The sequence below is a fragment of the Parendozoicomonas sp. 2304DJ65-17 genome (genome assembly GCF_058148445.1).
In genome coordinates this window covers 1-10,213 of the sequence record NZ_JBYVJV010000012.1, presented here as the reverse complement: position 1 = coordinate 10,213, position 10,213 = coordinate 1, and the positions used below count along the sequence as shown (strand labels likewise).

The 10,213-nt window shown below is 47.9% G+C and carries 13 protein-coding genes and 2 tRNA genes; 8 read left to right on the top strand and 7 right to left on the bottom strand.

The window, feature by feature from the left end:
- Positions 1 to 134: 134 nt before the first annotated feature.
- The 3 genes from ACY2RR_RS21795 (at position 135) to ACY2RR_RS21785 (ending at position 3,000) form a co-directional block, all read left to right on the top strand.
- Complete coding sequence (locus tag ACY2RR_RS21795; protein WP_490110303.1) at positions 135 to 827, top strand: response regulator; 693 nt, start codon at positions 135 to 137, stop codon at positions 825 to 827.
- A 90-nt stretch (positions 828 to 917) separates the two neighbouring features.
- Positions 918 to 2,369 carry an ATP-binding protein gene (locus ACY2RR_RS21790; RefSeq protein WP_490110302.1) on the top strand — a complete coding sequence of 484 codons (1,452 nt, stop codon included), beginning with the start codon at positions 918 to 920 and terminating at the stop codon, positions 2,367 to 2,369.
- A 52-nt stretch (positions 2,370 to 2,421) separates the two neighbouring features.
- Entirely contained in the window at positions 2,422 to 3,000 is a 579-nt protein-coding gene (locus tag ACY2RR_RS21785) for a hypothetical protein (RefSeq protein WP_490110301.1), read from the top strand.
- Here the strand turns inward: ACY2RR_RS21785 and ACY2RR_RS21780 are convergent.
- Positions 2,984 to 3,739, bottom strand: coding sequence for a lipopolysaccharide kinase InaA family protein (locus tag ACY2RR_RS21780; RefSeq protein WP_490110300.1), 756 nt, complete (start codon positions 3,737 to 3,739; stop codon positions 2,984 to 2,986). The genes ACY2RR_RS21785 and ACY2RR_RS21780 overlap by 17 nt on opposite strands.
- A gap of 79 nt (positions 3,740 to 3,818) precedes the next feature.
- Between ACY2RR_RS21780 and ACY2RR_RS21775 the strand changes: the two genes are divergently transcribed.
- Positions 3,819 to 4,256: an Mpo1 family 2-hydroxy fatty acid dioxygenase gene (locus ACY2RR_RS21775; protein WP_490110299.1), complete on the top strand. Its 438-nt coding sequence runs from the start codon at positions 3,819 to 3,821 to the stop codon at positions 4,254 to 4,256.
- Here the strand turns inward: ACY2RR_RS21775 and ACY2RR_RS21770 are convergent.
- Complete coding sequence (locus ACY2RR_RS21770; RefSeq protein ID WP_490110298.1) at positions 4,250 to 4,678, bottom strand: VanZ family protein; 429 nt, start codon at positions 4,676 to 4,678, stop codon at positions 4,250 to 4,252. The genes ACY2RR_RS21775 and ACY2RR_RS21770 overlap by 7 nt on opposite strands.
- A 64-nt stretch (positions 4,679 to 4,742) precedes the next feature.
- On the opposite strand from ACY2RR_RS21770, the gene ACY2RR_RS21765 reads away from it, so the two are divergent.
- Positions 4,743 to 5,771, top strand: a complete 1,029-nt coding sequence (locus ACY2RR_RS21765; RefSeq protein ID WP_490110297.1) for an MBL fold metallo-hydrolase — start codon at positions 4,743 to 4,745, stop codon at positions 5,769 to 5,771.
- Positions 5,772 to 5,781: 10 nt separating this feature from the next.
- On the opposite strand, the gene ACY2RR_RS21760 is transcribed toward ACY2RR_RS21765, so the two are convergent.
- Positions 5,782 to 6,561, bottom strand: coding sequence for a hypothetical protein (locus ACY2RR_RS21760; RefSeq protein ID WP_490110296.1), 780 nt, complete (start codon positions 6,559 to 6,561; stop codon positions 5,782 to 5,784).
- A gap of 119 nt (positions 6,562 to 6,680) precedes the next feature.
- The gene (locus tag ACY2RR_RS21755; protein WP_490110295.1) at positions 6,681 to 6,884 is read right to left on the bottom strand and encodes a DUF2788 domain-containing protein; all 204 of its coding nucleotides are present in this window, start codon (positions 6,882 to 6,884) and stop codon (positions 6,681 to 6,683) included.
- A gap of 319 nt (positions 6,885 to 7,203) precedes the next feature.
- Here ACY2RR_RS21755 and ACY2RR_RS21750 point away from each other — a divergent pair, with 319 nt between their 5' ends.
- Positions 7,204 to 7,809, top strand: a complete 606-nt coding sequence (locus tag ACY2RR_RS21750; RefSeq protein ID WP_490110294.1) for a hypothetical protein — start codon at positions 7,204 to 7,206, stop codon at positions 7,807 to 7,809.
- 52 nt (positions 7,810 to 7,861) lie between these two features.
- Here the strand turns inward: ACY2RR_RS21750 and ACY2RR_RS21745 are convergent, their stop codons facing one another.
- The 3 genes from ACY2RR_RS21745 to ACY2RR_RS21735 form a co-directional block, all read right to left on the bottom strand.
- Entirely contained in the window at positions 7,862 to 8,470 is a 609-nt protein-coding gene (locus ACY2RR_RS21745) for a DUF416 family protein (protein WP_490110293.1), read from the bottom strand.
- Between the two features lie 12 nt (positions 8,471 to 8,482).
- A complete protein-coding gene (gene efpL / locus ACY2RR_RS21740) occupies positions 8,483 to 9,049 on the bottom strand; it encodes an elongation factor P-like protein EfpL (protein ID WP_490110292.1) in 567 nt (188 codons plus the stop codon).
- Positions 9,050 to 9,136: 87 nt separating this feature from the next.
- Positions 9,137 to 9,784, bottom strand: coding sequence for an HAD family hydrolase (locus ACY2RR_RS21735; RefSeq protein WP_490110291.1), 648 nt, complete (start codon positions 9,782 to 9,784; stop codon positions 9,137 to 9,139).
- Positions 9,785 to 9,932: 148 nt separating this feature from the next.
- Between ACY2RR_RS21735 and ACY2RR_RS21730 the strand changes: the two genes are divergently transcribed.
- Together ACY2RR_RS21730 and ACY2RR_RS21725 are read left to right on the top strand one after the other, a co-directional pair.
- Positions 9,933 to 10,009: transfer RNA gene (locus ACY2RR_RS21730), tRNA-Arg, on the top strand.
- 128 nt (positions 10,010 to 10,137) lie between these two features.
- Positions 10,138 to 10,211 (top strand) — tRNA-Arg (locus ACY2RR_RS21725).
- Positions 10,212 to 10,213: the final 2 nt, after the last annotated feature.

Below are 10,213 nucleotides of genomic sequence, written 5' to 3'. Positions count from 1 at the left end.
GGAAAATAGAGACACTGAAAAGAATGGCTGCATAGAATGATGGCATAGTCGTTCCAATACTTGTTTATGACTGGCTTTTGGCACAGTTGTTACAGGTTTCTGCTTTCTCTTTTTGCCGTGAAGTGTCCTGCATCATGATCGATATCCTTCTTGTAGATGACGACCTGGAACTGTGTGAATTGCTGGTTGAATTCCTTCGTACCGAAGGATATCAGGTTACAGCCGTAAACGATGGTGTTGAAGGGGTTGATGCCGCTTTGAGTGGTACCTATTCAATGGTTCTTCTTGACGTAACCCTGCCCAAACTTAACGGATTTGAAGTCCTCCGAAGCATCCGCCAGCATTCCCAGGTTCCAGTATTGATGCTCACTGCTCGAGGGGATGATGTCGATCGAATTGTCGGGCTGGAAATCGGCGCTGACGATTATCTTTCCAAGCCATTTAATCACCGGGAACTGGTTGCCCGGATGAAGGCTATCCTGCGTCGGGTTCGCACTCCAGAAGATAATGATCGTGGTCGCCGCAAGGTTCTGCAGATTGATAACCTGACCCTGAATCTGGCAAACCATGAGGTGATGCTGGGTGAAGAGGTTCTGGATATTACCGCCACAGAATTTATTGTTCTGAAAACCCTCATCGACAAAGCGGGTGAGCTGGTGACCCGTGATGAACTTACTCATGTAGCTCTTAACCGTCGTCTGATGCTTCACGATCGTGCCATTGATATGCATGTGAGTAATCTGCGCCGCAAAATCGGTAACAAGCCCGACGGGCGTCCACGCCTGAAAACAGTTCGAGGCTCCGGATATTTTTATATAGCGGACTGATTCGTATATTCGAAGACAGTTTTCGCTGATAAAAGGTGGCGCGTGCACTTTAACGAGTGACGCGCCGTTTTTGTGTTTTTTAGGTGAACAATGACAACCGCACAAACAGGGACAGTGAGCGATTCACGCAACAAACTGCAGTTTCTAAAAGGGTTTTATCGCAAGATCTTACTCTGGTTCTGGCTGGCCGCTGCTCTTCTTTTAGGGGCCGTGCTGGTGACTGCATCAGTCACCGTATCTCCTAAAGATTCCATGCCAACCAGAGACGCTCTTTATGCTGACCTTGCCATTAACGCAGAGTTGATCAGGCAGCACATGCAGGCAGGGGGGAGTGTGACAGAGGCATTGGATGCCGTTGAAAGTCAAGATGGTTTTCCAGAACAGGTGTCACTTGTTCTAGTCAGTTCCGAAGGTAGCTGGATCAGTTACCGGCAGAATCCTGACTACCCCATGCTCAAAGTAGCCAGAGATATGCTGAAGCAGTCTCAGCCCGATGTGGCGAATATTTCCAACCTGGTTGTTGTCGGCCCCAGTCGTATTTCTGTAAACGACAGTGAATGGCAGTTGCTGATGTTATGGCAGAGTAAAGCCCTGCTGTGGAGTCGGCTGTATTATATTGTCAGCACCAACCCCATACTTATTGTGATGGCACTTCTAGCCAGTGCTTTTCTCTGCTTTCTGCTGGTGGCCTCAGTTATCAGCCCACTGCGGATTTTACAGCGCAGGGTACGGCAGCTGGCTGTTGGTAATCTTCAGGCCCGTATTCCGGAATATCTCACCCACCGCAGAGATGAAGTTGGGGAGCTGTGTCGTGACTTTAATGCTATGGCTGAACGTCTGGAAGTTATGGATCAGACCAAGCAGCGCTTGCTTAGAGATGTGTCCCATGAATTACGCTCGCCGCTGACCCGTATGCAGCTGGCACTGGTTCTTGCCCGTAGCAAAGCCGGTGATCTGGCAGTCAATGAACATGAGCGAATGGAGCGGGATATTGTTCGCCTGAACGATATGATCGGTCAGATTCTGCAATGGTCACGAATGATTACTGCAGCTGCGGATAAACCTCGGGAATCTTTCAGCCTGGACCGCGCGGTACGCGAACTGGTTGATAATGCCGATTTTGAAGCCGCTGTGTGTGAAAAGTCTGTCGTGCTGATGCGTTGTGATCACTGTGTTTTTTACGGTGACAGGGAGTGGCTGATCAGCGCGATTGAAAACATTGTCCGCAATGCTATCCGCTTTTCACCAAAAGATGGTCGGGTCGAACTTCGTATGCGCAGTATGTCTGATGAAGTGATTGTTGAAATCCGCGACTTTGGTCCAGGCGTTCCAGATGATGCTCTCAGCCATCTCTTTGAACCATTCTATCGGGTTGATGAAACCCGGGGTGGGGACAATAGCGGAACCGGACTTGGAATGGCCATTGCCAAAGCTGCTGTAGACGGTCATCAGGGTGTTATTCAGGCTGAAAATGCCAGCCCTGGATTGCGTATCAGTATTCGCCTGCCTATGAACAAGCCAGAAGAAAACAGCGCTGCTTAATTAACGGTATACTCCCTCACTGAAAATGAATAACAGGTGGGGGAGTTACTGAATGATGGGTCGTAATATCCAGCGTATTTTTGCTGCTTTTTTTGTTCTGCTGGCACTTGCTGCCTGTTCAGGTTCCCGTGAACAGGCACTGACTCAGGATCAATTTCAGGAAATGATTAATGAGGGTTTCCCCGGCCCTCAGATTGTAACTGTTGATCTCCCTGCAACCGCCCGTGCTCACCTTTACCTTCAAACACCTGAGATTAAATTTGGTGATAGCCGAAAGTCTCTGAACTGGGTTATTCCCGGTGAAGTTGATGTCGATTTTGCCGGTAAGTTTTCATCAGGCCCTATGTCTCTGGTTCTTGAGGGAAGCAGTGAATTGAAAATCCGGGACGGGGAAAAGGCTGTCTTTCTGGATAAGGTCAAAATTTCCAGCAAGGATATCGCTGTAAAATCAGATTTGGTACAAATGTTGGTGCTTGAAGCATTGGCGGATATTGTTGCCAAACGACTGGATAATCTACTGTTGTTTACAGTACCTCAGGATTCCCCCCTTACTGAAATTATCTCCGCAAAGGGGGCAGGCTATCGTATAGAACCGGGTAGTATTATTTTCTCAGCTAAGGCTGATAAATAACTCTCTTCTCCAGTCTGGCTCTGAGCATTTTCTCCTGTGCTACGGGGCCAGCCGCCATATAACTGTCTACAAAGAACTGTCGGGCTTTTTGCCCAAACTCACCAGCATGACGAAGGAAACAATCCAGGTCTTTTAACCGCATCCTGCTTTTCAATGGGTCTCTGCGCACTTTTTCAAGATCAATCATGCGCACTTCCGGCTTGCCTTCGCTGAAGCGAACAAAAACATGGTTGGGGTAGAGGCAATAGTGAGCCAGGCCTTTGTTGTGCATCCGCCATGTGGCTTCGGCCAGCGTTTTTAAAGCCTGCAGTGTTTGTTGCTCATCACCAGCTCGATACAGCTGGCACATATCCTGATAATCGTCGAGCGCCTGAGTAATCAGGATGGCTTGATGGTTGCCATTTTCAATTCTCTCGCCGTAGTAGATGGGCGTTAGGGTTGGGATATTATGTTTCCGAAAAGCGACTATGCTCTCTGCTTCCCGAAGGTAAGTTGGAACTCCTGATAGAGGGTGCAGTAGGGTTCGGGTGTTGTGGTTTTCCTGCCTCTTTATAAAAAGGGGAGGAATGTTGGTTCCCGGTAATTCCAGGCGGGATACACCACTCCAGCCTTTTCTCCTGTGGTTGGGTGGTTCAATCCAATTGCGCTCCAGATTCCAGAATGAATCAAAATCATTAAGCCCGGCTTTGGTCAATTCTGCTTCTAAAGAAGGATCAAAAAAACGGTTCTTCGACGGCATTTAGAATTGTTGATAGATGAAAACACCTATAATTAGCATGTCCGATTGAGTGGAACAACTTTTCTCGTAGGTAAGTGTGATGAAAACGGTTGATCAGTGGTTAGAAGAGTATGGTGAAAGCCATCAAAATCCGACAAATAAGTTGATCCACTGGTTTTGCGTACCGTTGATTACATTTTGTGTCATAGGGTTGTTTTGGTATCTCAGCCCACTGTTTGCCATTGCTTTTATGGGATTCGCCCTGTTTTTCTATGTTCGCCTTTCCCTGAAGCTGGCTCTGGCTATGATGGTTATGGTTGTGGTTATGCTTGGCTGCGTGCTTGAGCTGCAGCGTATGGGGTCAGGCGTTCTGCTCTGGACAACCCTGACCATTTTTGTGGTTTCGTGGATCTTTCAATTTATCGGGCATCATATTGAAGGCAAGAAACCCTCCTTCCTGAAAGATGTTCAATTCCTGTTGATTGGCCCCCTCTGGGTTATCTGCTTCCTTTTCCGCCGTTTGGGTATTCGTTATTGATCCCAGCGCAGTTTTAGAATTGGCAGGTGTTTGAGTACCGGAATCAGAGCTACATAAATTCCCTGCCCCACGATATCTGCAACCAGATCATCCAATGCAAAGGTGCGAAGTGGATGAAAGCTCTGTGCTATTTCCAGTACCAGTCCGTAACCGGTCAGCCAAGCGGTCTTCTTCCAGTTCCATGGCGAGCCTGGCCATGCTGCATCAATGATTCCTGCCAGTGTAAAAAATGCAGCTGCATGAAGGATTTTATCGCCAATAGTTACCAGTGGCATTTGTTCTGGCGGTATCAGGGCAAGAGTTGTTATTGCGATAAGGGTGACAGGTAAGCAAAACAGAGCGAAACGTTGATATGCATCTTTGGTCGGGTACAGGTTGTTTGGAAATGCCGTTTTATTGGGCTGGTTGTTATTATTCAGCATCGGTAAGCTTGTTTTACAAAAAGAATATATGGCTTATGTCGTGTAAAGGGCGAGGGTGCCAGTTGTGGGTTTTAAGAACGGCCAATTTATCAAAGTTTGTCTGGTTTTACTTGTACTGATGAACTGGAAAACAGGTTTTGCCGCTTATAAAGGTCCGGCCAGTGATCATTTTGATGGGAGTCGGTTTGATAACCAGATTCCGACAAAAGACAAAAGCCTGATCGATCTGATGAAGTGGCGCTTTAATCGGGAGATTGTTGGTTCCTGGACTGTAAAAGAAGTTGTTAAGCCAGAAGTTGTTCCAATTGTTAATCAGGGCGTGCGGACAACATTTATCAATCACGCCACGGTTCTGGTACAGATGGATGGTTTGAATATTTTAACTGATCCCATCTGGTCGGAGCGGGCAAGCCCGGTTTCCTTTGCAGGCCCCGCACGTTATCACCCGCCAGCTCTGTCAATGGATGAGCTTCCAGATATTGATGTAGTGGTAATTTCTCACAATCACTACGACCATATGGATTTGCCAACCCTGCGAGAGCTGGAGCAGCGATTTCAACCGCACTTTATTGTTGGCCTTGGAAATTCAGGGCTGTTGCGTGGTGAAGGGCTGACACATATTTCCGAGATTGACTGGTGGCAGGGTGTTCAAATAAACGACCAGGTTTTGATTGCCGGAACCCCTGCTCAGCATTGGTCTACCCGTAACCGGCTGGATATTAATAAAAACCTTTGGCTCGGGTTTTTAATCCGAGGGGAGAGGCAAGTGTTTTTCGCTGGTGATACGGGTTTAGGGCCGCATTTTAAACAAATCTATAATCGCTACGGCTCCGTTGATCTTGCCCTGTTACCTATTGGTGCTTATCTGCCTCGATGGTTTATGAAAGACAATCATCTGTCGCCAGCAGATGCGGCTGAAGCTTATGATCATTTACAAGCTAAGGCTGCAATGGCGATTCATTTTGGCACCTTTGACCTGGCTGATGATGGCCAGACAACGGCAACGGAAGAATTGCAGCGGATTCTCTCTCAGCAACCCGGAAGCCGAAATTTTACAATTCCGGAGCCGGGCTTGGTTATCGTGACTGAATAATTACGGGCGTTTATTCTGGCTCACTGTCTGATAACTGCTGAACCGGGGAGTCTTCCCGTCGGTCTGGGAGCTTTGCTAGCAGGTTATCAAAACACGTTGTGGTCGTGTCCCGGTGGCCAATATACCTTTCGGGGGATGTATCTCTCTCCGTGTATTGGCAAAGAATCTTTACCATATCTGCCACTGTGTGAGAGCAGGTCATAATGGGAATGCTGTGATTGATTGCTCTCCTCATATAGCGATCCCGAAAGGGGGCATGAACCTTGTGTTTCATGATTTGAGCCCGGCTTGGATTACCAGGTATTTTTCTGTTTTCCTGACCTCGGCTCAAAATATGCCCTGACGCCATTAAGTTGCATCGGTCTCTCAAGTGTTTGGTAAATTGCCAGTCTCCCAGCCCTTTTCCCCGCTGAGCCTCCGTTAGCGGAATGGATTGTTCCCAGTAAAGGCGGCTTTTCTTCGGTCTAACGAGTTGAAGGTTCTGCTCGCCGAGAATACTTTTCAATGGTGGGCGTTTGGTGGTTATTCGTTCATTGAAGGTTTTTTCATGAAACTGCCAGCGTTCCATTTCGATAAGGTGTTCATTCATTTTGCGGCGACTGTCTTCGTCTGCGGTCTGATCAAAGCGGGACAGTAAACTCTGGCAATCGCTGCACATCTTTAGCCTTTTTGGACCAAGCCGGCCAACCATCCCTGGCCGTTTTGGCGTGGAGGACAATGAGTCATCAGCAACATCATGGCTTTTGGCCGAGAGTGCCGAAGGGGAATGGAGTAGTGGAATGTTTTCCATAGTTTAAACCTCAATAATAAAGAGGTATTGACCTGTGAAAATGGAAAACTCACATAACTGCCCACTCAGTAATACTGACGCATTATGCACAGTTGGATTGTTCTTTTCTGCTGAGGTGTCTACTCGATACCCAAGTTCATGGAGATCAATTTTTTTATGGCGAAACCCAGAACGCCAAAGCCGAGAGTGCCAAATAGGACAAATGAACCAAATTTTCCGGCATTATGCTTGCGGGCGATATCCCAGACAATAAAACCCATAAACAGGATCAATCCCGGGATTAATAGGGTCAGCATCAGTTGTTCGAATTCAGCAATATCCACCTGCAACTCCTGTGAACTTCTTTCAGGCAGAGTCGATTGTATAGGGAAAAGCCGGAGTGTGCATGGGCGTCGTGCAGGGACAGTTAGTGACGCATTTCATCCTGTGAATGGTTGGAGATAACCTCCCAGGAATGGCGAGATGACTTTGTCGACCCTGAGAGTTGTTGCGTTTATGTAACAACTCTCAGCGACTGTGGTTTCTTATGTGACTGAATTCTCGTTTTACAATATTTGAATTGTTGTTTTTTTTAGAATGATGATTTTTGGTTTGAGCCTTGCTTTGGTTCTCGTTATTAAAAATATTTAATAATTGGGAATCATGGCTGACGATGTTCTGAGTGAGCATGCACTGGAGTGGGAAAGGCTAGCCAGCTTTGATGAGCCTTCCTGGGATCCAGGCGAACTTCTGACCCGTGCGGATAAACTTGCCTTTCTGAAGCGCTTTGAGTCTGTGCTTTGTATTTATTTGCCAGACAAAGAGTGTTTGTACAGCCGCTATCAGTTTGAGTTTCCTGAGCAGCCTGATCAGAGTGCTATATCTATTGCTCCCAGGCTTTCCACGGCTTTCTCTGGCGTTGCCGCTCGTGCCATAGAAGATACCGGTATTAGAATACTGCCCGGCGAATGCGTTGGTGGAACGGGGATCTATGTGAAAATCCCTTCACCAAACCCTCTGGGGGCTTCGCGGGTTGTACCATTTTCTGCAGGGCTGAAACGGGTGTTGCGTTTGCACACAAAGAAAAAAGATTTCTTTGTGCCGGTTCTTAACCTGCAGGATGTGGAAGGTTATGAATCACGTCTTGCGTCTGTCAGTGTTCATCGCATTAATGTGGCTGAGTTAAAACACTATGCCGGTGAGCGACTTCATCGACTGATAGAAACGGTTCAACAGAAGCTTCAGAATTTGTTTCTTGATATGGGGTGAGGATTGAGAAGGTGTTGTTGGCGCCTTTGATTAAGGCGCCAGGGGAGAAGGGTTAACCTTCCAGACTGATGCCCAGCTCGCTGATGCCATCATTTGTGGCAAGAGCTCGCAGGCTTTTTTTCATATCCTGATTTGGCTTACTTCGAGACAAAGTAGCAACCACCTCATCAATAAAATCCAGGTGCTGAAGTGTCAGCGGATGCTGGTCAATATATTGATTCAGCTCCACACCTTTCAGGTCTGGTGCCTCAATCTGGGAAAGAAACTTGCCAATTGTCGATAAGGACAGACGAACATTGCTCAAGGCGTCATCTAATGATGGAGTCATAGAACAGTGTACGGCTGTCGTTAAGGAAACAATGGCGTCCAGGGCCGGGTAAACACCATACATATCAAACTGATCGACATCTGGTGTCTGTTCTTCCAAACGCTCCAGAAGTCGCTCAAAGTTTTTGGCAGACTGCTGACCGGCCGCATTATCCCAGAGCATGTTCAGGCAATGATTCAGCTCGGCTGCATCGCCAAATTCGGTAACAGAGGAAAAGAGCGCATAGTTTGGCCAGCTACGTTGAGCTGTCGCTGTAGCGAGAGCGGTAAGCTGCCAGGGCTTGAAGACCTTGATCGTTCTGGCCAGGCCTTTCAGATGCTGTGAGTCAGTCAATGTTTGTTTCCCTCAGGCGCGAGACATGAATTTGCCTGTTTCGGTATTGATCTTGATGGTTTCTCCGGGAGCCAGATATTCGGGCACCTGAACTTCCAGGCCGGTAGCCATGCGTGCCGGCTTGGTGCGGGCTGCGGCTGTAGCGCCTTTAATCGCAGGTGTTGTATCGACCACGGTCATAACCACAGATTGTGGCAGTTCAATAGCCAGTGGCTGGTCATCAACGATCAGTACAGACAGGCCTTCCATGCCGTCCAGCAGATATTCCAGCTGACCTTCCAGCTCGGCTTCACTCAGGCTGTACTGGGCGTAGTCTTCGCTGTCCATAAAAGTGTAGAAATCGCCGTCCTTATAGAGGAAGGATGCATCGCGGCGTTGCATGTCGACACCGGGGAACTGGTCGCCGCCAGTGTAAGAGCCTTCCAGCTTTCGGCCGCCAGGTACCTGGTTAAAGCGAATTTTGTAAAGCGTCTGCGCACCTCTGGATGAAGGGCTCTTGGCTTCAATGGTTTTGACCTGATAGTAGTGGCCGTTAATTTCGACGATCTGGCCTTTTTTCAGTTCATTCGCTGCCGGCATTTGGCGTACTCGTATCTAAAAAGAGAAAGAAAGCCGCAATTATAAAGGAGTGAGACTTTCTGGGTAGGGTGTCTTTGTTTCTGCTGTTCAGGCGGCTTTCAGGCCGGGCATTGTTTCAGGGTGCAGTTTGCGCAGTCGTTCGAAAGACTGGTGACCTCTGGCAATAAGAATCAGGTCGATGCCTAATGCTTCGGCTACTTCAAAGTCGTGGTCTGTGTCGCCAATCAGTACAGTTTCCTGAGCCGGGATGCCCGCAGTCTTGATAAGCTCATGGCCTCGCTCTATTTTGGATGCTGCATGAAGATTGTCCAAACCATAAACATGGTTAAAGAAACCATCGAGACCAAAGTTTTTTACGTTATCGACCAGCGCGCTTTCAGGAGCGGCGGAAAGAATGGATTGAGTCCAGTCGCCATTGGCAATTTTCCCGGCTACTTCTCGAACATCGTTATGAAGTGTCAGGTGAGGTCGCTGGTTGTCATATTTATTGTTGAACTGAATGCATAAATCATCGAAAGACAGCTTTTCGAAGTTGAAGCCCAGCCCGGAATAGAAGTCGACAACCGGATGGCTGAAGCTGTCACGGTATTCATTCAGAGTGATAGTGTTGAGCCCTTGCTCTTCGAGCATTTCATTTACGATAGCTACAACCTGTGGTGCGTCGTTTACCAGTGTACCGTTCCAATCCCAGACAATGTGTCGGTAGCCGGACAGTTTTTCAAACAGAGTCTGCATGCTGCTCAGTGAACCCTTAAATAAATTTGTTGTGCGCAGTGTCTGCTTCTTAAAGAAAAGCGGCAATTAGTAATCGACCTGCGTCGTACGGAATATGCGCAGTTGACTACAAAACTACTGATCTCTATAGTTCGCAACCCGTGATGCAGCGCTCATAGCTCAGCTGGATAGAGTACCTGGCTACGAACCAGGCGGTCGGAGGTTCGAATCCTCCTGAGCGCGCCACTTTCTCGTTTTGTTGAATCACTGCTTGTTTGTTTAATCGCAATGCTGATTTGGGAAAACACTTATTGAGAGCGATTCGCTTTCGATGAGAATATTGGTGGCCTGTTTGGGGCACCAAGCAAAATTACGCGTCCTTAGCTCAGCTGGATAGAGTACCTGGCTACGAACCAGGCGGTCGGAGGTTCGAATCCTCCAGGACGCGCC

What these genes read in the sequence shown, in the direction of transcription:
- ACY2RR_RS21795 (WP_490110303.1), top strand. Translation starts at nt 135, where the DNA reads ATGATCGATATCCTTCTTGTAGATGACGACCTGGAACTGTGTGAATTG.
- ACY2RR_RS21790 (WP_490110302.1), top strand. Translation starts at nt 918, where the DNA reads ATGACAACCGCACAAACAGGGACAGTGAGCGATTCACGCAACAAACTG.
- ACY2RR_RS21785 (WP_490110301.1), top strand. Translation starts at nt 2,422, where the DNA reads ATGATGGGTCGTAATATCCAGCGTATTTTTGCTGCTTTTTTTGTTCTG.
- ACY2RR_RS21780 (WP_490110300.1), bottom strand. Translation starts at nt 3,739, where the DNA reads ATGCCGTCGAAGAACCGTTTTTTTGATCCTTCTTTAGAAGCAGAATTG.
- ACY2RR_RS21775 (WP_490110299.1), top strand. Translation starts at nt 3,819, where the DNA reads ATGAAAACGGTTGATCAGTGGTTAGAAGAGTATGGTGAAAGCCATCAA.
- ACY2RR_RS21770 (WP_490110298.1), bottom strand. Translation starts at nt 4,678, where the DNA reads ATGCTGAATAATAACAACCAGCCCAATAAAACGGCATTTCCAAACAAC.
- ACY2RR_RS21760 (WP_490110296.1), bottom strand. Translation starts at nt 6,561, where the DNA reads ATGGAAAACATTCCACTACTCCATTCCCCTTCGGCACTCTCGGCCAAA.
- ACY2RR_RS21750 (WP_490110294.1), top strand. Translation starts at nt 7,204, where the DNA reads ATGGCTGACGATGTTCTGAGTGAGCATGCACTGGAGTGGGAAAGGCTA.
- efpL (WP_490110292.1), bottom strand. Translation starts at nt 9,049, where the DNA reads ATGCCGGCAGCGAATGAACTGAAAAAAGGCCAGATCGTCGAAATTAAC.
- ACY2RR_RS21735 (WP_490110291.1), bottom strand. Translation starts at nt 9,784, where the DNA reads ATGCAGACTCTGTTTGAAAAACTGTCCGGCTACCGACACATTGTCTGG.